General features: G+C 31.4%; 19 protein-coding genes. 8 read left to right on the top strand and 11 right to left on the bottom strand.

Annotated elements, in window-relative coordinates; all coding sequences use genetic code 11:
* The first annotated feature begins 8 nt into the window (after positions 1-8).
* Positions 9-905 carry a serine/threonine protein phosphatase gene (locus tag ABXT64_RS07435; RefSeq protein WP_443634936.1) on the top strand — a complete coding sequence of 299 codons (897 nt, stop codon included), beginning with the start codon at positions 9-11 and terminating at the stop codon, positions 903-905.
* A 4-nt stretch (positions 906-909) separates the two neighbouring features.
* Here the strand turns inward: ABXT64_RS07435 and ABXT64_RS07440 are convergent, their stop codons facing one another.
* From ABXT64_RS07440 to ABXT64_RS07455, 4 genes are all read right to left on the bottom strand, one after another.
* Entirely contained in the window at positions 910-1,152 is a 243-nt protein-coding gene (locus tag ABXT64_RS07440; RefSeq protein ID WP_443632301.1) for a NifU family protein, read from the bottom strand.
* A gap of 3 nt (positions 1,153-1,155) precedes the next feature.
* Entirely contained in the window at positions 1,156-2,292 is a 1,137-nt protein-coding gene (locus ABXT64_RS07445; protein ID WP_443632302.1) for an Mrp/NBP35 family ATP-binding protein, read from the bottom strand.
* Between the two features lie 116 nt (positions 2,293-2,408).
* On the bottom strand, positions 2,409-3,326 hold the full coding sequence (locus tag ABXT64_RS07450; protein ID WP_443632303.1) for a GYDIA family GHMP kinase: 918 nt from the start codon (positions 3,324-3,326) through the stop codon (positions 2,409-2,411).
* A 9-nt stretch (positions 3,327-3,335) separates the two neighbouring features.
* The gene (locus ABXT64_RS07455; protein WP_443634937.1) at positions 3,336-4,646 is read right to left on the bottom strand and encodes a hydroxymethylglutaryl-CoA reductase, degradative; all 1,311 of its coding nucleotides are present in this window, start codon (positions 4,644-4,646) and stop codon (positions 3,336-3,338) included.
* 168 nt (positions 4,647-4,814) lie between these two features.
* On the opposite strand from ABXT64_RS07455, the gene ABXT64_RS07460 reads away from it, so the two are divergent.
* The 4 genes from ABXT64_RS07460 (at position 4,815) to ABXT64_RS07475 (ending at position 11,283) form a co-directional block, all read left to right on the top strand.
* Positions 4,815-7,031: a S9 family peptidase gene (locus ABXT64_RS07460; protein WP_443632304.1), complete on the top strand. Its 2,217-nt coding sequence runs from the start codon at positions 4,815-4,817 to the stop codon at positions 7,029-7,031.
* A 29-nt stretch (positions 7,032-7,060) separates the two neighbouring features.
* Positions 7,061-8,452: a peptide MFS transporter gene (locus tag ABXT64_RS07465; protein WP_443632305.1), complete on the top strand. Its 1,392-nt coding sequence runs from the start codon at positions 7,061-7,063 to the stop codon at positions 8,450-8,452.
* 66 nt (positions 8,453-8,518) lie between these two features.
* A complete protein-coding gene (locus tag ABXT64_RS07470) occupies positions 8,519-10,642 on the top strand; it encodes a peptide MFS transporter (protein WP_443632306.1) in 2,124 nt (707 codons plus the stop codon).
* Positions 10,643-10,743: 101 nt separating this feature from the next.
* Positions 10,744-11,283 carry a thioredoxin family protein gene (locus tag ABXT64_RS07475; RefSeq protein ID WP_443632307.1) on the top strand — a complete coding sequence of 180 codons (540 nt, stop codon included), beginning with the start codon at positions 10,744-10,746 and terminating at the stop codon, positions 11,281-11,283.
* Positions 11,284-11,287: 4 nt separating this feature from the next.
* Here ABXT64_RS07475 and ABXT64_RS07480 read toward each other — a convergent pair whose 3' ends face one another.
* The 5 genes from ABXT64_RS07480 to surE form a co-directional block, all read right to left on the bottom strand.
* Positions 11,288-13,330, bottom strand: a complete 2,043-nt coding sequence (locus ABXT64_RS07480; protein WP_443632308.1) for a ComEC/Rec2 family competence protein — start codon at positions 13,328-13,330, stop codon at positions 11,288-11,290.
* Positions 13,331-13,385: 55 nt separating this feature from the next.
* Positions 13,386-13,889: a C40 family peptidase gene (locus tag ABXT64_RS07485; RefSeq protein WP_443632309.1), complete on the bottom strand. Its 504-nt coding sequence runs from the start codon at positions 13,887-13,889 to the stop codon at positions 13,386-13,388.
* A 9-nt stretch (positions 13,890-13,898) separates the two neighbouring features.
* Positions 13,899-15,014: a lipid-A-disaccharide synthase gene (lpxB, locus tag ABXT64_RS07490; protein ID WP_443632310.1), complete on the bottom strand. Its 1,116-nt coding sequence runs from the start codon at positions 15,012-15,014 to the stop codon at positions 13,899-13,901.
* A 112-nt stretch (positions 15,015-15,126) separates the two neighbouring features.
* Entirely contained in the window at positions 15,127-15,405 is a 279-nt protein-coding gene (locus tag ABXT64_RS07495) for a hypothetical protein (RefSeq protein ID WP_443632311.1), read from the bottom strand.
* A 112-nt stretch (positions 15,406-15,517) separates the two neighbouring features.
* Complete coding sequence (gene surE, locus ABXT64_RS07500; RefSeq protein WP_443632312.1) at positions 15,518-16,294, bottom strand: 5'/3'-nucleotidase SurE; 777 nt, start codon at positions 16,292-16,294, stop codon at positions 15,518-15,520.
* Between the two features lie 394 nt (positions 16,295-16,688).
* On the opposite strand from surE, the gene ABXT64_RS07505 reads away from it, so the two are divergent.
* A complete protein-coding gene (locus ABXT64_RS07505; protein WP_443634939.1) occupies positions 16,689-18,833 on the top strand; it encodes a carboxy terminal-processing peptidase in 2,145 nt (714 codons plus the stop codon).
* Positions 18,834-18,845: 12 nt separating this feature from the next.
* Positions 18,846-19,949 (top strand): ABC transporter permease, encoded by a 1,104-nt coding sequence (locus ABXT64_RS07510; RefSeq protein WP_443632313.1) that lies wholly within the window; start codon positions 18,846-18,848, stop codon positions 19,947-19,949.
* A gap of 101 nt (positions 19,950-20,050) precedes the next feature.
* On the opposite strand, the gene ABXT64_RS07515 is transcribed toward ABXT64_RS07510, so the two are convergent.
* Both ABXT64_RS07515 and ABXT64_RS07520 read right to left on the bottom strand, forming a co-directional pair.
* A complete protein-coding gene (locus tag ABXT64_RS07515) occupies positions 20,051-20,788 on the bottom strand; it encodes a LytR/AlgR family response regulator transcription factor (protein ID WP_443632314.1) in 738 nt (245 codons plus the stop codon).
* Between the two features lie 6 nt (positions 20,789-20,794).
* On the bottom strand, positions 20,795-22,585 hold the full coding sequence (locus ABXT64_RS07520) for a histidine kinase (RefSeq protein WP_443632315.1): 1,791 nt from the start codon (positions 22,583-22,585) through the stop codon (positions 20,795-20,797).
* Between the two features lie 166 nt (positions 22,586-22,751).
* Here ABXT64_RS07520 and ABXT64_RS07525 point away from each other — a divergent pair, with 166 nt between their 5' ends.
* Complete coding sequence (locus ABXT64_RS07525) at positions 22,752-23,567, top strand: DNA/RNA non-specific endonuclease (RefSeq protein ID WP_443632316.1); 816 nt, start codon at positions 22,752-22,754, stop codon at positions 23,565-23,567.
* Positions 23,568-23,580 lie beyond the last annotated feature (13 nt).

Below are 23,580 nucleotides of genomic sequence, written 5' to 3' on the forward strand. Positions count from 1 at the left end.
TTTACCAGATGTCTTCAAAAAAGAGATTAGATAGAGCCTACAAAAATGCTAAGGTTGTCAGTTTTGACAATAATAGTAAATTCATTTTATTTAGTGATTGTCATCGAGGAGATAATAGTTTTGCAGATGATTTTGCAAAAAATAGAAATATTTATTTTCATGCATTGAAGCATTATTATGCTGAAGATTTTCAATATTGTGAAGTAGGTGATGGAGATGAACTCTGGGAAAATACATCTTTTAAATCAATTTTTGAAGCGCATAAAAATGTATATGAACTGTTAAGATTATTTCATAAAGGTAATCGATTGCATATGATTTGGGGTAACCATGATATGGTGTATAGAGATCCCAAATACGTAAAAAAACATTTAGCTACTTATTTTGATCCAAAAGAAGGGAAGGAAGTAGAATTGTTTAAAGATATCAAATACCACGAAGGGATTGTATTGAAGCATTGTGAAACGGATCAAGAGTTGTTTTTAACACATGGGCATCAAGCAGATTGGTGGAATTATTTATTCTGGAAATGGAGTCGTTTTATGGTTCGTGTGCTCTGGAAACCTTTAAATGTAATGGGAATTGCTGATCCAACAAGTCCTGCAAAAAATTATAAAGAACTTAAAAAAGTTGAACGAAGAACAAAAAAATGGATTGCTGACAATAATAACTTAATCACTATTGTTGGGCATACACATCGTCCGAGGTTTCCTGAACCGGGAGATATAGCTTTTTTTAATGATGGTAGTTGCGTGCATCCTAGAAGCATTACAGGAATTGAAATTGAAAATGGTGAAATCTCATTAATTAAATGGCAAATTAGTACCGGTGATGATGGAACATTAAAAATTGTAAGAATTCTTCTGGAGGGCCCTAGAAAATTAGAAGATTATAATACAAACTAAATTTTTAACCTACATTAATTACAGTTACAATTTGAGGAACATATTTTTTAATCGTCATTTCTACACCGCTTTTTAAGGTCATTTGATTTACAGTACAATCTACGCAAGCTCCCTGTAATTGAACTTTTACAATAGTATCATTTTCTTCAATAGAAAGTAACGCAATATCTCCTCCGTCACTTTGTAAAAAAGGGCGAATTTCTTGAAGAGCCTCTTCTACCTTACTTTTTATTTCTTCCGAAGTCATAAGTTATTTTTTTACAGCAGAACATCCTGCCATGGTTGTTATTTGTATTGCTTCAGTTGGAGGAAGATCATTATTTCTTCTCACTGTTTCTTCAACAACACTTTTTGTAATCTCTTCAAATACTTTTTCTAAAACTGTATCAGTTTGCAGAGCTGCTGGTCGTCCCAAATCTCCAGCTTCTCGAATACTCTGTACTAAGGGTACTTCTCCTAAAAGTGGAACATTTAAATCTTCAGCTAAATTTTTAGCGCCTTCTTTTCCGAAGATATAATATTTATTGTTAGGCAACTCAGCAGGGGTAAAATAGGACATGTTTTCAATAATCCCTAACACAGGAACATCAATATTTTCTTGTTGAAACATGGCAACTCCTTTTCGAGCATCTGCTAAAGCGACTGTTTGTGGTGTGCTTACAATGACAGCTCCAGTGATGGGTAATGCTTGCATGATACTTAAATGAATATCACCAGTTCCTGGAGGAAGGTCAATTAACATAAAATCTAATTCGCCCCAAGCAGCATCAAAAATTAACTGATTTAAAGCTTTTGAAGCCATAGGCCCTCTCCAAATAACTGCCTGATCAGGTTCTGTAAAAAATCCAATCGATAAAACTTTAACTCCATAATTTTCGATGGGTTTCATTCTACTTTTGCCGTTTTCTGTTACCGAAAGCGGTTTTTTTTGAGCAACATCGAACATTATAGGAATAGAAGGACCGTAAATATCTGCATCTAAAACACCTACTTTAAATCCCATTTTAGAAAGTGTAACAGCAAGATTCGCTGTAATGGTAGATTTACCAACACCACCTTTTCCAGAAGCTATAGCGACAATATTTTTTATTCCAGGAATTGCTTTCCCTTTTATTAGGTTAGGGTTTTGAGTTTTGGGCACTTCAACTTTAACATTGACAATAACCTTAGCCTCTTTATAAACTTTTTCTTGAATGGTCGAAATGATATCAGACTCAGCTCTTTTTTTAATATGTAAAGCAGCGCTTGTAATCGTTATATCCACAATTACTTCATCAGCAAAAGTGATTACATTTTGTACTGCACCACTTTCTACCATATTTTTTCCTTCTCCAGCAACTGTAATGGTTTCTAGCGCTTTAAAAACATCTTCCTTTTGTATTTTCATTTTTTGACCTAAGAGTATTTAGATTAATTCTAAAGTACAAATATACATGTAAATCTTCAAAATTAGAAACATCTTAAAGGGTTTAACAGCTGAAAAAATGGAAATAATAAAAGGAGTTATTTTAAAATCATTTCATCAAAAGGAATACTAGTAGCATATCCTTTTTTTCTGAAATAATCCATCTGTATTTCATTGCCCGTTGCTAAAATGAAATCACCTCCCCAAGCACCTAAACTTTTAATAGCTCCTTTGTAATCTTTAAATAATAACTCTTTAATTGTCTTTTGCTGAATTAATTCTGAAATACATTTTTCATGGGTATCCATAAGTAGTTCAAATTCGTTTAATGATTTGCAATCAATCACTTCTAGAGACATTGAAGAAATTTTCTGAATACTTTCTTGAGAGGGTTTCCCTTTTGATTGGTATGATTTTATAGCATGATGGCTATTCTGTTTTTTGTTTAAATACACAAAAAAAAGTTGATCCTTAAAATTCCAGTTGAGGTTTACAGCATCAACTATGGGATGGCCATCTTTTAATTGATATAAAATGGGAGTGTTGTTTCTAGCGGAAGCAATATCGTATCCACTACCTCCAAATGAATTTTGTAATAACTGATACGCATCTACATTTGCCCAGTTTGCAATATTATTTAAAAGGGTTGAAGAAGTTCCTAATCCCCAATCTCTCGGAAAATCAAGTTTAGTTGTAACTATATATCCTTTTGAGTCTGTTAGAAAATTAGGATTAAGGTTTTTAGCAGATTGTAATATTTCAATCAGCTTTTCCCGAATAGGATGCTCTTGATCTTCTAAAGGTACTATTTCATTGTTTTTTAGAAGTAGATTTGTTTCAAACCAAAGAGTATTGTTTACATCGAAACTTTTCCAGCGTATAAATGAATCTTCTGCTTTTTCAACACCTAAACTTTGCCCATATCTTGTAGGTATTGATAAAGCGGCAGCGCCATCCAGCACAGCATATTCTCCTGTGAGTAATAATTTTCCGTTGCTATAAAACTCTTTTATCATGTGTGTTAATTAGCGTAATTGATCAACAAAATCAACTACAGCAGAATGCGTAATAGTATGGGATTTAAAATGCTCAACTGTTTTTTCTTTTTCTGATGGATTTGCATCCATCTGATTTAAAATATTCATAAGATGCATTTTCATATGTCCTTTTTGAATTCCAGTGGTAACCAAAGATCGTATCGCAGCAAAATTTTGAGCCAATCCAGCTACAGCAACTATTTGCATTAATTGTGCAGCAGAAGGTTTTTGTAATATGGAGAGTGCAAATTTCACTAAGGGATGTAAGGATGTTAATCCGCCAACCGTTCCTAATGCTAAAGGGATTTCAATCCAAAAAGTGAAAATTCCATCTTCTATTGTAGCATGAGTTAAACTAGAATAATGTCCCTCTTTCGATGCGTAGGCATGAACCCCAGCTTCTACAGCTCTAAAATCATTTCCTGTAGCTAGAACTAAAGCATCAATACCGTTCATTATACCCTTATTATGCGTAACGGCACGTCTAGGTTCTGTTTTCGCAATGTCTATAGCTCTTAAAAATTTATCAGCAAATAATTGTCCCTCTATTTCTGAAGTAGAAAGTTGTGAAACAGGACATTCTACTTTTGCACGAACTAAGCATTCGGGAACATAATTAGATAAAATACTTAATGCTATTTCAGGAAAAGAGGAAGAATCTTTAAATGCTTGATGTTCTTTGGCTAGATTTTCAAAGGTTTTAGCTATTTCTTCTAGGCATGTATTTATAAAATTAGCGCCCATTGCATCTTTAGTTTCAAAAGTGCAATGAAGTTGATAATAGCCTTCCAATTTTTCAGAAGAATTAACCAATGAGATCTCTAATAATCCGCCACCTCGTTTTTTCATATTCTCCTCAATCGAAGAAATGGATGCTATAAGAAGTGCTTTTACTTCAGAAAAGAAATTTAAAATTAAGGCACTCGTTCCGAAGTAATTAATGTGTACTTGTCCGTTTTTAATTGTTGAAATGACTTCAGCTTTAAATCCTCCTTTGTCTAACCAAAATTTTGCGGCATTACTAGCGGCAGCAACAACAGAGCTTTCTTCAATTACCATAGGCAATGTGTAAAGCTGGTCATTTATTAAAAAATTGGGAGCGATACCAAAGGGCAGATAATAATTTGTGATGGTATTTTCTATGAAGTCATCATGTAATTTCTGAAGTTTTGGATTACTATTCCAATATTGACTTAAGGTAGAAACCGCAGTTGCATCATTTGCTAAATAGGTATCTGCTAGCCATTGTATTTTTTCTTCTTTTGTTTTTTTTGAAAATCCTAAAACCGCTTTCACCATATAATTAAAAACTTGAAGTAACAAAGATAAGATTTCAATTTAGAAATCTAATTCGAGATTCTTTATATTACATGAAATTAACCTTATAGCTGTGCGCTATTTAACAAGAAATAGACCCTTTTTTCACGATTTTTTTTGTAAACTTGGCATATTAAAAAATTAATCGCATTGAAGAATTTGCTTCCCAAAGGAATATTATTGTTGTTTATTACAGTAATTACTACTATTTCTGCACAACAAAAAGACATTACATTAGAAGATATTTGGTCCAATGGGACCTTTAGAACAGAGCGGTTAGACGCTCTTCGTTCTTTAAATAATGGTGCTGAATATTCCGTCTTGAACTTTGATCGTTCTAATCGATCATCATCTATCGATGTGTATGATTATAAAAGTGGGGATAAAATAAAAACCTTATTCGATTCGGGATCTGTAAAAAGATTCGATTTAATTTATACGTACGAGTTTAGTACCGATGAGAGTAAATTGTTATTAGCAACAGAATTAGATCAAATTTATAGAAGATCTTCAGAAGGCACTTATTTTGTGTACGATATAAATTCAAAAGAGCTTACACTAGTTTCAACAGATAAAATTCAAGAGCCAACCTTTAGCCCGGACGGTACTAAAATAGCATATGGTTTTCAAAATAATCTATATGTAAAAGAGCTAAGCTCTGGATCAGTTAAACAAATTACAAAAGATGGAGCAAAGAACAGAATCATTAATGGAATTACTGATTGGGTTTACGAAGAAGAGTTTGGTTTTGTAAGAGCGTTCGATTGGAATAAGAATAGTGATAAAATAGCATTCATTCGTTTTGATGAAACAAATGTCCCTCAATATTCTATGGATATTATGGGTCAAGAACTATATCCATCTCAGCAGGTTTTTAAATACCCTAAAGCTGGAGAAGAAAATGCAAAGGTCTCTCTTCATCTTTATGATCTAGCAAAGGAATCGATTTCTAACATTGACTTATCTAGCTATAATAATTATTATATGCCGCGTATTAAGTGGACAAGTGATGCAGCTGTATTAAGTGTTCAATTAATGAATAGACATCAAAACACATTAGACCTGGTTTTTGTGAATGCTTCGGAAGAAACTTCAGAATTAATTCTTCAAGAAACAGATAATGCCTATGTGGATGTTAGAGATGATTTAACTTTTTTAAATAACAATAGTTTTATTTGGACTAGTGAAAAAAGTGGATGGAATCATATTTACCAATACGATAAAACAGGAACACTTAAAAATCAGATAACCAATGGAAGTTGGGAAGTAACAAGCTATTATGGTTTCGATGAAAATACAGGACGTATTTATTATCAAAGTACTGAAAATGGAAGCATTAATAGAGATGTGTATTCAGTATTAAAATCGGGAAAAAATAAAGTTAGATTATCTGAAGGAACAGGATCTAACAGGGCTTCATTCAGTAAAGATTTCACCTATTACATCAATACTTTTTCTAATGCTGAAACTCCAAATGTGTTTACACTACATAAAGCAAAAACAGGAAAATTATTAAGAGAAATTAAAAATAATGAGGCTGTAAAGAACAAACTAAAAGGATATAAAGTTTCACCAAAAGAATTTTCTACCATTGCCATTAATGGGTTTGATTTAAATATGTATATGATTAAACCATTGGATTTCGACCCAAATAAAGAATATCCAATGTTCATGTATCAATACTCAGGGCCTGGATCTCAAAATGTTTCAAACAGCTGGGGAGGTTCAAATGATTATTGGCATCAAATGCTAGCTCAAGAAGGATATATTGTGGTATGTGTAGATGGAAGAGGAACTGGTTATAAAGGTAGAGATTTCAAAAAAATGACTCAAAAAGAGTTAGGTAAATTCGAAGTTGAAGATCAAGTTTCAGCAGCAAAAAAGCTAGGTGAATTGCCTTATATAGATAAAAATAGAATAGGTATTTGGGGTTGGAGTTATGGAGGTTTTATGTCTTCTAATTGTTTGTTTCAAGGCGCAGATACATTTTCAATGGCAATAGCTGTGGCTCCTGTAAGTAGCTGGCGTTTTTATGATACAATTTATACGGAAAGATATATGCAAACTCCACAAGAGAATGCAACAGGATACGATAATAATTCTCCAATAAGTCATGTAGATAAACTTAAAGGAGATTTTTTATTGGTTCATGGAAGTGGTGACGATAATGTACATTTACAAAATACAATGCGCTTAGCGGAAGCATTAATTCAAGCAAATAAGCAATTTGAATGGGCTGTATATCCAGATAAAAATCATGGGATTTATGGTGGAAATACTCGATTACACCTTTTTAATAAAATGACTAATTTTATCAGGGAATCTTTAGGGACAGCAAAAAATAACCATATCGAAATTAAAAACTAAGAAACGAATACTAACTAATATTTAAAAATATGTCAACTACAATACAAAATAAACAGAAAGAATTATTTGGACATCCAGTAGGATTATATGTTCTTTTCTTCACTGAAATGTGGGAGCGTTTTTCTTATTATGGAATGAGAGCAATTTTAGTTTTATACTTAGTTACTCAAACGGATGTTGAAAATGCAGGTTTAGGATGGACCAATGGAGATGCTTTGGCATTATACGGATGGTATACAATGATGGTATATGTGATGTCTATTCCAGGTGGTATTATAGCAGATAAGTTGTTAGGACAAAAAAAATCTGTGCTAGTAGGTGGTGTATTATTGCTTTTTGGCCATAGTATTTTAGCCGTTGAAACTATGTGGGCATTTTACACAGGACTTGTTTTAATAGTTTGTGGAGTTGGAATGCTAAAACCTAATATATCTACTATGGTAGGTGGATTATACAAAAAAGGTGATATAAGAAGAGATAAAGGGTTTACTATATTTTATATAGGAATTAATTTAGGAGCCTTTTTGTCAAGTTTAATCGTTGGATATGTAGGTGAAGTTTATGGATGGCATTATGGTTTTGGACTTGCAGGAATAGGAATGTTTTTAGGAATTGTACAATATGTTATTGGTCAAAAACATTTAGCAGATGTTGGTAATTTTCTTGGTGCTTCTAAAAATGAAGAAGAAAAGGCCTTGTTAAAGAAACCCCTTACCAAAATCGAAAAAGATAGAGTTGTCGTTTTATTAATATCCTTTTTATTAGTGATTGTATTCTGGGGAGCCTTTGAGCAAGCCGGTGGATTAATGAATATATACACCATGGAGAAAACTGATAGAATGTTAATGGGATGGTTAGTTCCAGCATCATGGTTTCAATCATTAAATGCAATGTTTATTATTTTCTTAGGAACGACAGTTGCCTTATTTTGGGCTAAACGAAAGTTAAAAGGGAAAGTGTCTACTTCATTATTTAAAATGATTATTGGACTTATTATAATGGGAACAGGGTTCTTTTTTATGACAGGAGCTACTGCTCAATTTGAAGCTACTGGAACATCTGCAATGTATTGGTTAGTATTAGCTTATTTATTCCATACCATAGGGGAATTATGTCTTTCACCTGTTGCTTTGTCATTTGTTACAAAATTATCGCCTGTAAAATATGCATCAATAATGATGGGTGTTTATTTCGCAATGACTGGATTTGGTAGTAAGCTTGCGGGGTTGTTAGGACAATGGTCCGAAAGCCTTGGAGAATATACAATTTTCACAGGGATTGCTGTTTTTTGTGTAGTATTAGGTGGTTTAGTTTTACTTATAAGAAAAAAGTTAGAAGGATTAACTCATGGAATTGAAGATGAGGAAAAAGAAATGAATTACGATGAAGCTGAAGGATTCGAATTAGCAGATAAACAATAAATAATTTATTAAACCTTACAGTTTTTAAAACTGTGAGGCTTTTTTATAAACCATCAAAAATATATTATGAATACAGACGTAGAGAATTTATTTAAGGACAAAGTATTAAGTCATCCAGCAGGACTTTTTGTGTTATTTTTTACTGAAATGTGGGAACGTTTTTCCTTTTATGGAATGCGTGTTCTTTTAGTAAACTTTTTAACCATGGCTGTAATTGGATATAACCCTGGTTGGGAATGGACAGCCGCTAATGCAGGAGCTCTATTTGGTACGTATGCAGGTCTTTTATATTTAACTCCAATCCTTGGAGGTCTTATCGCAGATAAATTTACAGGATATCGTTGGGCAGTTGTTATTGGTGCTTTGATAATGACGCTAGGTCATGCCTCTATGGCATTTGAAACAGAAGCTTCACTCTATATTGGTTTAGCATTGTTGGTTATTGGAACTGGTTTCTTTAAACCAAATATAACTTCTATTATTTCTGAAATGTATAAGAAAAATCCAGAAAAAAAAGATGGTGCATATACCATTTTTTATATGGGGGTTAATGCAGGAGCTTTCTTTGGAATGATGCTTTGTGGTTATATTGCTGAAAGAATTGGATGGAGTTATGGTTTTGGATTGGCTGGTATCTTTATGTTACTCGGAACGATACAATTCTGGCTATCAAAACCTTTATTTGGAAAAATAGGAGCAAAACCTTCAGAAATACATGAAGTAGAATTACCTCAAAATATTAATGAAGAAAGCTTTGTACCTAATATGGATGGTTCAGATGAAAAACCAAACCCATTTACGTTGAGAGATAAGGTTCTAATTGCAATTACTGCTATTATTGGATTGGCATTTTTAATTAATGATCCTCTTTCAAAAATTGCAAATATTAACCTGTTTCCTTTCGAATTATTTGGTTTGTCAGGACAAGTAGTTACGGTACTTATTGGTTTAGCATTATTTTTAGTTTTAGTAATTGGAAGAATTTCAAGATACAGTAAGGTTGTAAGAGATAGAATGATTGCTTTTGTGATTTTTGCCTTTTTCACTGTGTTTTTCTGGTTGTCTTTTGAACAAGGAGCAACCTCTTTAATATTGTTTGCTAGAGATAGTGTAGATAGAATTTTAGTTGGTAATTCTGCAATTGCTTTTAACATTGTAAATGCACTTCTAACGATAGTTCCATTGGCTTTTATCACTTGGGTTTTAATTTTGTTATGGAAAAAAACTTATAATAAAATCCCAGGGTCTAATATTGTTTTGGCCATATGCTTCTTATTTATGTGGGGATTAGCTGGTTGGATGCTTAACAGAGATTTAAATACAACGGCTTACGATGTTACTTATCAAGCTTATGAGGTTCCTACAATGGATAGTGAAACTGGAAAGCAAAAAGTAAACGAAAGTGGAGACTTAGTTTTTGATTATCCTGCAATTACAACTTCTATGGACGTTAGTACTCCTGAGTATAATATTATAGATAGAAAAATAACAATTGGAGAGCCATTTGTAGATTTTAAAGCGGGCCAAGAGGTTCAGCTAATTAATAAAGATAAAGACGGAACATTGTTTAACTTTATTACTACGCCCGAAAAATTAAATGAATTAACACAGAGAGGAAAAGATTTAAATAAAGATAATGGTATAGTTAAAGCAACTATTTCAAGTGTAAAAGATAACTGGGTAGAAATTACAGTTTCATGGTTTAGTATCTTAAATTCATTCTTTATTATAGTTTTTGCATCATTTTTCTCAAAATGGTTTGAAAGTAAATATAATCCTTCTGCAGCAGCAAAATATGCACTAGGTTTAATTATTATGTCTATGGGCTTTGGGTTACTCGCTTTTGGATCTTATGGTGTCGTAGATGGTGTAAAAGTAAGTATGGTTTGGTTAATATTAGCATATTTATTCCATACGTTAGGAGAGTTGAGCTTATCTCCTGTTGGATTGTCCTATGTTTCTAAGTTAGTACCCGCCAGAATGATAGCTTTAATGTTTGGTATGTGGTATTTAGCAATAGCAATTGGAAATAAATTAGCGGCTATCTTTGGTGGTCAAATAGAAAATATTACGGAGCAGTATTCACTTTCAACTTTCTTCTTAATTTTTACTATTGTTCCAGCTGTAGCTGGTTTATTAGTGCTAGCATTAAATCCAGTATTAAAGAAATTAATGCATGGAGTGAGGTAAATGTTAAAAATTAATTAATAATATACTAAACGCTCCCTTTGGAGCGTTTTTTATGCGATAACATGGAATAGTTTGTGAAGGATAATAATAAACGAGCAACAATGAAAAAGTTTTTACTTTTAGCGATAATACTCTTGGGGCTAACTCAAGTAAATGCACAGGACAAGATTAAATGGATGTCTATGAACGACGCTCTTGCAGCTCAAAAAGAGCATCCAAAAAAGATTTTCATGGATGTCTATACTGTTTGGTGTGGTCCCTGTAAAATGTTAGATAAAAACACATTTAGCGATAAAAATGTAATCAAATTTATCAATGAAAATTATTATGCTGTAAAATTTAATGCTGAAGGAACAGAAGAAATTACTTACCTAGATTTTACCTATACCAATCCAAATTATAGAGTGGGTAGAAAAGGTAAAAATACAACCCATTTTTTAGCGGATGCTTTGCGACTTAATGGGTATCCGAGTTTAGTTTTCTTTAAAGAAGATAGTGAGTTAATTCAAGCATTGCCAGGATATAGAACTCCAAAGCAATTAGAGATTTATCTAAAAATGATTGCTAATAATGATTACCTAGAATTAACTACTACGGAAGCTTGGCAAGAATATCAAGAAAACTTTAAAAGTACTTTTTAATTATTTACTCAAAAATAAAAGCACCTTTTTTACTGATATCATAAAAAGGTATTTTTCTTGTCATACACGTTTTTTCCCATTGCTTTTTTAAATAAGGGTAATTTGAACCATTTACTATAACTTGCTCAGGTTGCAAACTATCAATTATTCGATTTAAATTGATTTTTGGGCTTTCAATAAGTAATATAACATCTATTAGTTTAGATGTTGAGTATACTTCTAAGCTATCAATTATAAGAATTTTTTTATGATTGTAAGACCCTATTTTTGGCAACAATTGTTCTGAGTAGTTTTTTATGTTTTCTGAAACTCGATATCCTTTAATTGGATACTCGTTTTTATAATTTTTTAAGGTGTCATTGTTAAATACTTTTAAAGTATTTTTCTCTTTAAATCCAACAAGAGTCTTTCTGTTTTTGTTAAAAATAATCAATTGGTTTTGAGCCGTCTTTTTTGTATCCCAGATATTATTTCCTAGCACTAAAATAAAACTGACTAATACATAGATTAGTTGCTGAGGGGTACTTTTTTTCCAATAAAGGACAGCGCAAATAATTAATATATATGAAGTGATTAATTTTCCTTCAGAAAAGAAAATGTCTTGAAGAATAAATTGATCTAGACCTGCTACCCAAGAAATAAAGGCATTCAGTAATTCGATTAAGTTATTATAAAGGATAGCTATACTATCTGGTAGTATATTACAGAGGGCTAAAACTATGATTAAAATACCTCCACCTAATATGATTCCTAAAAATGGAAGGACAATTAAATTAGTTAAAAAAGACATTCCAGGAAGTTGATGAAAATAAAAAACACTTAAAGGGATAATTCCTATTTGAGCTGAAAAAGTAACGGTTAAAATACTCCAAATAAGCTTATCAATATAAAACTTTGGGGCGTAGTATTGATACAATTTCGGCTGAATCCATAAAATGAAAAACACCGCTAAATAGCTCATTTGAAACCCAACATGAAATAACCATAATGGTTTTATTAGTAGTAGAAAAAAGTAAGAAAGAAACAAGGTGTTAAAAGAATTGCTGGGTCGTTCTAAACTTTGAGCTATCGCAAAAAATGAAAACATAGTCACTGCGCGAACCACAGAAGGTGATAAGCCAGCAATGATGGCAAATCCCCATAAAAAAATAAGAATAAAAATTGATTTTAATAATTTTCCTTTGGGGAGTGGTTCTAAAAAACGTAATAAAAACGCAATAATCATATACAATATTCCTACGTGTAATCCTGAAACTGCAAGGATGTGAATAGCGCCTGCCGCAGCATAATCTTTATATAAATTTTTATCAATATCTCGTTTCTGCCCTAAAAGTAATGCCTGAATAATGGAAAGCTCATTTGGATTAAAAGCATGTGTTTTTAGCTTTGTGATAATATGATTTCTAAAATTTTCAGCAACTCCTTTAAGTGTTGAGGCACCTTTTTTTCTGAATAGTATACTATTGTCAGAAGTTCTTATTTGATGATAAACACCTAATAACTTCATGTACTTTGCGTAATTAAACTGATGTGGATTTAAGGGTGTTTTAATTTCTAATAGAGGCGAATAAATGTATAAATGATCATCAATTGTAGCAGTGATTGAAGAATCTTTTTTAGGGATGTTTAGTAGTATTTTTCCTTTCGTTTTTATTCCATTAAGCGCTATGATTTCTGCAATATATTTTGAATTATAAAGATCTGGTTTTAGGGCTTCTTTTATTTTTAATTCAGCAAGAAAGGAGTTATTTTTTATGGCTAAGGGATCTTCAATAAATTTTGAATAATGACTTTTTTGAAATTCAGGTAGTTTTTTTTGAACCAAATAACCTCCTAGTAAATAGAAGCATAAGTAGGTTAACATTCCGAAGTAGAACGTTTGAAACAAATGTTTCCGAACAATAATCCAACAAATACTTAATGAAACAAAACAGACAACTAATATCTTAAAATATGAAACTGAGCTGATTTGAAAACAATAAGCCGTAAGAATACCTAGACTTAAAAAAATAGAAAATCGGATGATTGTGAAGTTTATAAACTTCATGAGTTGAATTATTGATTAATAAAACAACTGAGGAGTACAATAAATATACTATTTTTTAAAGAACTCTCCTACCTTCTACAAATGCATTACGCCAATATTTTTCATCTAAAGAAGAAACGATGACCCCTCTGGAAGAAGAAGAATGTATAAAAAGGATGTTGCCACGTTTGCTTTCAACAACTAAGCCCACATGATTAATTACATTTTTGTTTTTATTGGTCTTGAAAAAAACCAAATCACCTTTTGAAATTTTATCCTTAGAGAGACGCTTCCCTTTTTTAGCCATATCTCTAGATACTCTAGGTAAAGAAATTTTTTCTTTTAAGAAAGAAGTGTATACTAAGCCTGAGCAATCCATCCCTTTTTTTGTCGTGCCACCAAATTTATAACGCGTTCCTTTAAACGTTTTGGCATAACTTATAATGGATTCAGTTTTTTTATAAGAATTGCTTTTTGAAGTTCTTTCGACTTTTGTTGTTTTGGAACTTGAGGATGATTTGGAACTTCCACATGAGATTAAAAGAAATGAAAGAAATGTAAGTAGGAGTATTTTTTTCATGTGTCTATATTATTTTTTAATCGCCTTATAAATAAGCGAAGCAGTTTTTTCGCTCGCTCCTTTTCCGCCCAGCTTTTTTTCTAAATCATTGTATTCTAAAAATAGAACAGCTCTATTATACTCATCTAAAATTTTACTAAGTTCTTTTTTTAATTCCTTCGTATTAAATTTATTTTGAATGAGTTCGGTAACTACTTCTTTGTCTAAAATTAAATTTACAAGCGAGATATACTTTAATTTTATAACACGCTTAGCAATTTCATAAGAAATTCTACTTCCTTTATAGCATACAACTTGTGGTACTTTAAACAAGGCAGTTTCTAACGTAGCAGTTCCAGAAGTGACTAATGCCGAATGACTTAAGCTCAATAAATCGTATGTTTTGTTTAGTAATAAACGAACATTTTGTTTTTTGATAAAGGGAGTGTAAAAACTTTCCTCTTGACTTGGAGCACCAGCAATCACAAATTGATACTCTTTGAAATCATCTGTCACAGAAAGCATGACCTCTAACATTTTTGAAATTTCCTGTTTTCTACTCCCTGGAAGTAAAGCAATAATTGGACGTTCGTCTAAATTATTTTCTTTTAAAAACACAGAGGGTTCAATCTGAGTTCTATTTGAAATAGCATCGATAAGAGGGTGGCCTACAAAATGAACTGGAAATTGATGTTTGTTTTCGTAAAAATATTTCTCGAAAGGAAGGATAACATACATGGCATCCACATCTCTTTTAATACTTTTAATTCGGTTTTCCTTCCAAGCCCAAATCTGGGGAGAAATATAATAATGTGTTTTTATCCCTCTTTCTTTTGCCCATTTTGCAATGCGCATATTAAACCCTGGATAGTCAATAAAAATAATAACATCTGGGTTGAATTCTTCGATGTCTTTTTTGCAAAATTTTATATTACTAAATATGGTCTTTAAATTAAAAAGCACTTCGACAAAGCCCATAAAAGCTAAATCTCTATAATGTTTTATTAATTCGCCTCCAGCTTCATGCATTAATTCGCCTCCCCAAAAACGAAAAGATGCTTGTTCATCTTCCTTTTTGAGTGCTTTAATTAGATTCGCTCCGTGTAAATCTCCCGAAGCTTCTCCAGCGATTAAGTAATATTTCATGTGTCTATATTATTTTTTTTAACGGGCATACTTCGACGAGCTCAGCACAGGCATGCTGTTCGCTATTTGTTATTTCATTGTGTGATACACTTTTTAACATGCTCGTTTCATTTTAATAAAACTTAGATATTAGTACAATAATTGCCGCTAATACTGTTGCAAGAACGACACCACGAGCTCTGTAAAATTGTTTCTTTTTCAGAAAAATAAAAAACACTATTAAATTTAATAATGCTCCAAGTGCGATTAAACTTCCAAAAATATCTTGTTCTAAAGAGATCTCTATGGTTGATTTTAAGGTGTAACCTGAAAAGAAATAAATATAAAGATAACTGCCTGCTACATTTGCCGCAATACCTACTAAAAAACCTATGAGAATTTCTTTTTTCATGTGTTTATATTTATTGTTTTTTAATAGTCATACTTCGACAAGCTCAGCACAGGCATGCTGTTCGCTATTAATCACTCCCTTGGATGAGAAAAATTTTAGCATGCTCGTTTCATTATAAATCCCAGTTATTAATTTCTTTAATAGCATGATGTGCAGTTAGATCAAATTGAGTGGGTACTATCGAAATAAAACCATTTGCTAAAGCCCATTCATCGGTATCTTCACCCTTATCTTCATTTATAAATTCTCCAGTAAGCCAATAATAATCTTTTCCTAAAGGAGTGACACGTTTGTCAAATTTTTCTTCCCAGCGACCATCAGCTTGACGACAAATTTTGATGCCTTTAATTTTGTCTTTCGGAAGTTTTGGTAAATTTACATTAAGCACTACTCCTTTTGGCATTCCATTGATTAAACATTGTTTTACAATTGTTTCTACATGTTCAAGAATCGGCGTAAAATCAGCATCTAAAGAGTAATCTAATAAAGAAAAACCTATGGATGGGATTCCTTGGGTTCCAGCTTCTACAGCGGCACTCATGGTTCCACTATAGATTACATTAATTGAGGAATTACTTCCGTGGTTAATTCCACTCACACATAAATCGGGTTTACGTTTTAATATTTCATTTACCCCTATTTTAACACAATCAACAGGTGTACCACTACAACTATATTCTTTTTGAGGCTCACTTTCAACAATATTAACCTGGTTGCAATATAAAGTATCATTTAGTGTGATAGCGTGTCCCATACCACTTTGAGGGGAATCTGGCGCTACAACATATACTTCGCCAAGGGTATTCATAATCTTAATTAGCGCCCTAATTCCAGGAGCTGTAATACCATCATCGTTTGTAACTAATATGAGAGGTTTTTTCTCTGACATTCTATTTAAAATATGAAAAAGCTAAAGTACATAATTAATAGTTCTGTACATACTTAAGCTAAATAGCTTTTCGGGTTTTTTTAGTATTATTTTTTCTTTTAGAGCGGCAAAAATAGTAAGCATAGCATAGTTACGATTAATGATTTTAACAAAGCTAAAAGGAAAAAGGACGAAGTTAAAATTAGGAAAACTATTTAGCTTGAGTATTTTCTTCAGTTTAACAAAAAATTAGTATCATTATCATCTGTTGGCACGGTTTTTTCTCTAATTTAGTTGAAATTAAAAATGATTGATATATGCATTTAATGAAATGCCTTAAAACAATTAATATTTTTGCACTATGAATATTTACAGGCATTCAATCATACAATTAAGTATAAAATTTAAAAAAATGATTAAAAAGAATTTTAAATTATTATTATTGGCTGTTTTTGTAGCAGCGGCCTCTTGTAGTTTTACAACCAAAGAATTTAACGACCCCAATAAAGATAAATTACTCATTGATCTAATTACGCATGTTCTTCAGAAAGGACATTATGATGCGAAAGATATCGATGATAACTTTTCTGAAAATATATACAATGACTTTATAAACGGAATGGATCCTTTTAAAAGATACTTTTTAGCTTCAGACGTTGAAGAATTTAGTGTGTATAAAAATGAAATTGACGATCAAATTAAAAACAGAGACCTAACTTTTTTTAATTTAGTATATACTCGATTAATTGATAGAATTGAAAAAGGAAAAGTATTGTATAGAGAAGTATTGAATTCTCCTTTTGATTTTTCAAAAGAAGAAACCATCAATGCCGAATATGATAAATTAGAATATGCAACGTCTAATAAAGAATTGAAAAACCGCTGGAGAATGCAATTAAAGTTTTCAGCAATTTCTAATTATTACGATTTAATTGAAAATAATGAGAAATCTACAGAGAATGATTCAGATGAAACTAAAGTTGAAGCTCCAAAATCTAAAAAGAAATTAGAAGAAGCTGCTAGAAAAACAACCTTAACTTCTTTGGATGAATATTTTGAATTTGCTGATGACTTAGAACGTAAAGATTACTTCGCAGTATTTTTAACTACTATTGTTGAAGAATTTGATCCTCACACAGAATATTTTGCACCACCAGATATGGATCGTTTTGATCTTCGTATGTCTGGAAAACTAGAAGGAATAGGCGCAAGACTTCAGAAAAAAAATGATTATATAAAAGTGGTTGCCTTAATTAGTGGTGGGCCAGCTTGGAGAGCTGAAGAACTAGAAGTTGGAGATGCTATTGTAAAAGTAAAACAGGAAGATGAAGAAGAACCTGTTAGTATAGTTGGTATGCGAATCGATGATGCTATAAAGTTAATTAAAGGCCCAAAAGGAACAAATGTAACACTTACATTAAAACGTGTTGACGGTCAGGTTGAAGATATTACGATTACTAGAGATATTGTAGAAATTGAAGAAACGTATGCAAAATCAACGTTAATTCAAAAAGATGAAAAGAATTATGGTTTAATAAATTTACCGCAATTCTATTTCGATATGGAAAATTATAAATCACGTAATGCAGCGAGTGATATTAAAAAAGAAATCATTAGTTTAAAAAAGCAAGGAATGCAAGGGCTTGTGCTTGATCTTCGGAATAATGGAGGAGGCTCATTAAGAACTGCAGTTGAAATAGGAGGTCTTTTTATTAAAGAAGGACCCATTGTTCAAGTTGCTTCAAATGATAGTGAAAAAGAAGTGCTAAAAGATGAAGATGATGAAATTGTTTGGGATGGGCCACTTGTAATTTTAGTGAATGAGCTTTCTGCTTCTGCTTCTGAAATATTAGCTGCAGCGATGCAAGATTATAAACGAGGTATTATTATAGGTTCAAAGCAAACGTATGGAAAAGGAACGGTTCAAAATGTAATCGATCTAAACCAATGGCTTCGTAAAAATGATATGGGAGATATGGGTGCTTTAAAATTAACCACTCAAAAATTTTATAGAGTAAATGGAGGTTCAACTCAATTAGAAGGAGTAAGTAGCGATGTAGTGATGCCAGACAGATATAGTTATATGGAAATTGGCGAACGTGATTATGACAATCCATTGCCTTATGATAAAATTGAAGCTGCAGCCTATGAGATTTGGGATGGGTATGTAGATTTTGATGCTACAATAAGTAAAAGTATTGCAAGAATGGCTAAAAGCGAACAGCTTATGTTGATTGAAGAAAATGCACAATGGGTAAAAAAACGTCGTGATGAAAATTTAGTGTCTTTAAATTTCAATGATTATAAAAATGAAATTGAAAAACGAAAAGAAGAAACTAAAAAGTTCGAAGCGATCAATAAATATGATAATAAATTATCTTACCAATCATTGCCATATGAAGTTGAATTAATGAAAACTGACACAACCTTATCTGAAAAACGTAAAAGATGGCATAAAAGTTTAGCCAAAGATATTTATGTTGAAGAGGCTGTAAATGTGTTAGAAGATCTAAAATTGAGTAATATTAGAAGTTCAAAAGTAGCCGACATAAAGAATTAGAATATTTTTTTAATGAACACATCTACCTCATTAACTAGAATTGCGCTTCAAAAGTTTAAAAAAAATGGTTGGGGCGTTTTTAGTTTTGGTTTTTTGATACTCTGTATTTTTATTGCGGTATTTGCTTATGTATTGGCGCCAGACAATTCAAAGAATGCAAATCAGATGCATTTGTCAATTCATTCTAAAGAACCCGGATTTAAGGTGACCATGTTAACAATACCGGGCGAGGTTCAAACCAACCATTCATTCTCAGACTATTTCTTCGGAAAAGAATCAGTTTCAAATGAAATTCCAATTACTAGATATTCAATAGTAGATGATAAAATTCAGATTACAGAATACACAAGTGATGGTTTAGAAGGATTACAAAAAGAATATTCCCTTTCTTTATTTCCTAAAGCAAGTGCTATAAAAGAGATTCCTAGTCAATATATTTCAGAAAAAAAATTCATTTTAGGCACCGATAAATATGGGCGAGATTTATTAAGTAGAATGCTTATTGGGATTCGTATTTCCTTAGCAATTGGATTTATTGCTGTGTTCATTTCACTTGTTATTGGAGTCACTATGGGAGCCATAGCTGGTTATTTTGGTGGCAAAGTGGATGCTGCAATTATGTGGATTATAAATGTAACATGGTCTATTCCAACTTTATTATTAGTAATTGCTATCACTTTAGCCTTAGGAAAGGGATTTTGGCAAGTTTTTATCGCAGTGGGACTTACTATGTGGGTAGAAGTTGCCAGAGTTGTTAGAGGGCAAGTAATGGGAGTTAAACAAATGCAATATGTGACGGCAGCAAGGGCTTTGGGCTATTCTAATTTTAGAATTATTACCAAGCATATTTTACCAAATGCTATGGCACCTGTAATTATTATTTCGGCAGCCAATTTTGCGGGCGCCATTTTAATAGAAAGCGGACTTAGTTTTTTAGGAATAGGAGCACAACCACCTATTCCAAGTTGGGGAGGCATTATTAAAGATCATTATGCCTATATCATCTTAGGGAAGCCATATTTGGCGATTATTCCAGGACTCGCAATTATGAGTTTAGTAACTGCTTTTATGTTAATTGGGAATGCATTGAGGGATGCGTTGGATGTTAGGAATTAAATAAAAAAAACAGGCTCACAGAAAATTCTAAGAACTTGTTTAAATTTAATTTATTTTTGATATGAGGTTATTAATTTATAACAGAAAGTGTCACTTTATCTTTAAAAAATCTGTTGTAAAGTACGTTCTTTTCTTCGACTAGAAACAGGAATTTTATGCTCATTTTTTGAGATTAAAAAACCATGTTTATCATATTTTAACACATGATTTTTATTGACTAAAAATGAACGATGACACCGTATAAAAATTTGAGGTGATAATATTTCTTCTGCGTGTTTTAATGACTTAGTAATGACAATATTTTCAGATTGTACCGTGTGAAATGTGGTGTAGTTCCCATCAGATTCACAATAAATAATATCATCTTCATCAATAGCATGTACCATTTCAGAAGTTTTTAAAACAATACGTTTTTTCTTTACTCCTTTAAAAAAATCAGTAGAAATTTGAATTAATTTTTCTAATTGATTTTCTTTTTTACTGTTTTCAATAGCGCTATGAACAGCTTCATTTAATTCGTCTTCATCTACAGGTTTTAAGATGTAATCTAGAGCCCCAGCTTTAATTGCTTTTATGGCTTGATCATTAAATCCTGTAATAAAAATAACTTCAAAATCTTTAATAGGATACCCTGTTAATACATCAAAACCTGTTCCTCCAATAATGTCAATATCTAAAAAAACTAAATCTGGTTTATGCTCTTGTATAGCTGAAATCCCTGATGTTACACTATTTGCTTCAGTAAGAATATTTATTTCATTAGGAAATAATGCTTCTAATTTTTGCCGTACATCAAGCCTTACATGAGCTTCATCATCTATAAGAATTACATTTAACATTTAGCCTTAATTTATAGGTATTAAAAATTGGATAATCACTCCAGATTCATTGTTGTCATTATTTTTCTTATCAATAATTTCGACCCCTTTTTTAGTTGATTTTTTGATGAAATCTGAAATTAAATTTAAAGATGTAGACTGTTTTACTTCAGACTTTTCAGTAGTAATACCAAACCCATTATCTTCAATAACACAATGTACATATTTGCCAGCTAAGGTAAGTGTAATATTTATTTTTCCTTTATAATCAATATGTTTAAAACCATGTTCTATGCTATTTTCAACAAAAGGTTGTATTAACATGGGAGGTATCGATATTTCGTCTTCCTCATCAATTTCATTTAAAAGTATATCGTAATCAAACTTATCGGGAAACCTCAGTAATTGTAAATCCATATATTTTTTTAAAGATTCTAATTCATCTTCAATAGACACATAATTAGATAAAGAGTTTTCAAGTATAAGGCGTAACAACCTAGAAAATTTTAAGAGATATTTTTTTGATTGTTCTGGATCATCTTTTAATAAGTTTTGAATTGCATATAGGGTGTTAAAAGTGAAATGTGGATTCATTTGAGCGCGCAATAATCGTTGCTGCATTTGCAAATTTTGTTGTTCAAATTTTTGCTTTCTGTTAAGTAAAAATAAATATCCAATGATGATTAAAAGAACAGTTAATATGATAACAAGAATTAACCTTGACTTTAACTTTATTGACTTTATTTCAATCTCTTGATTTTCTTTTATCAGTTTTTTCTCATTAATATTTGCTTTGCTAAGAGCAACTAACTCGTGACTAAACTTATCTGAATACACTAGATCTTGGTGTTTATAAATAGTATCTATATACCGAGTTACTTCATTTATATTTTTATTTGTTAATGAAGCTAATTGTAGATGGTAGTCAAAAAAACTTTTTTGCAATCTTCTTTCAATAGTGTGGATGCCTAATAAACCAACAGAGTCTAAATATACTCTTGCGGTATCATATTGTTTTAATTTAATACATACTTCTGCAATGTTATTGTATTTAATAGCGAGCCGATTCACTTTATTGAATGGATCTTCTAACTTCTGAAAAAATTGCAATGATTTTTGATAATCTTGTAATGCTTTTTGATAATCTCCTTCCCAAAAAGCATATACGCCATATTCTCCATATATGAAACTCTTTTGATTGTCTGAAAGATCTTTTTCAATATTGATAAGGCTATCCATAATTTGAAAAGCCCCTTTTTTATCATTTAAATAATAATATTTATAATCAGCTTGATCTAGTATAGCAGAAAGAATATTAGTAGTGTCTTTTTCTTTAGCTAACTGTAAACGCAGCTTGTTTATCTGTAAGGACTTATCGTATTGTTTTAGCTTAGTATAAATGGATTCTTCAAAGTAATATGCCCAAGTTAAATCCTTATGTTGTTTTTCTTTATTTAAAAGGGATTTAAATTTATTGCTTATGGTAAAACAATCGCCGTATTTTTCAAGACTAGCAAAAGTATTCCATGCTCTTTCATAATAATCTCTTTGTCTTGGATAATAAATAGAATCATTTACAAATTCTGTAGCATTATAAAAATAAAATGCCGCACTATCTAACACACCTCTCTCCTTAAAGTTGAGTCCTAATAAAAAATTATTTTCAGCTTTAAGAGAGTCTGAAATATTATTTTTTAATAGAATTAATTTTTTTGCTTTTTCTAGATAATGATAACTTGAATCTAATGAAATTGAAGTAGCTATTTCATGAAAGTGAATGATTTCATCTTCACCTGTTACATGAGTATTGTTTTTCAACTTGCTACAACCCAATAGAATAATGGGCAATAAAAAATAAACAAAATTAATTCTGCGCATAATTTATTTAATATTACTATTTAAAACATGTAGTTGTATAAGTTAAATTTACTACTATTAAAACTGACATCGTTTCAATTTTATATTATTTTTGAAAAAAAATGGAATGAACAAGAAACTAACCTATACAATTTTATTAATAATCGTTACTGTTGGACTCTATTATTTAGATAAGAAAGTTGATAGGGATAATGAAGAATATCCTGTAGAGATTGATGCTGAAAAGAACAATTCAACAGAATTTGATACTTCTATGTTGCCAACCTCTACTACAGGGGCTATAATAGAACATTCTTTTTTTACACTTTCCTATGCTGAAAAACATGAACAAGCCGAGTGGGTTGCTTATACTTTAAAAGAAGATCATATTTCGAATCACGATTTTAAACGCCCTTATTTTATAGAAGATCGGAAAGTAAAAACAAAATCTGCTGATTGGCGCAATTATAAAAAGTCAGGTTATGATCGTGGGCATTTATGCCCAGCTGGAGATCGTACTTTTAATTACGACGCCTATCATGAAACTTTTTTAACCAGTAATATTAGTCCTCAAAATCATGAATTCAATGCTGGTATTTGGAATCGTTTAGAGCAAAAAACACGTTTTTGGGCTAAGAAATATAATGACGTATATGTGGTAACTGGAGGCATCTTAAGAAATGGATTAGAAAAGATTGGAGATGAAAATGTTTCGGTGCCTAATGAATTTTATAAAATAATTGTAGATGCTTCAGATGGGAATTATAAGGCTATTTCATTTTTAATTCCGAATAAAACTAGCAGCAAATCTTTTTATGAATATGCTGTTTCTATTGATGAAATTGAGAATAAAACGGGCATTGATTTTTTTCCAGATTTGTCAGATCAAATAGAGAATAAATTAGAATCAGAGATTAATTTAAAAGCTTGGGGAAAACGTTAGTGATTATTTTATA

The organism is Candidatus Marifrigoribacter sp. Uisw_064 (assembly GCF_047730175.1).
Classification (GTDB): Bacteria; Bacteroidota; Bacteroidia; order Flavobacteriales; family Flavobacteriaceae; genus Marifrigoribacter.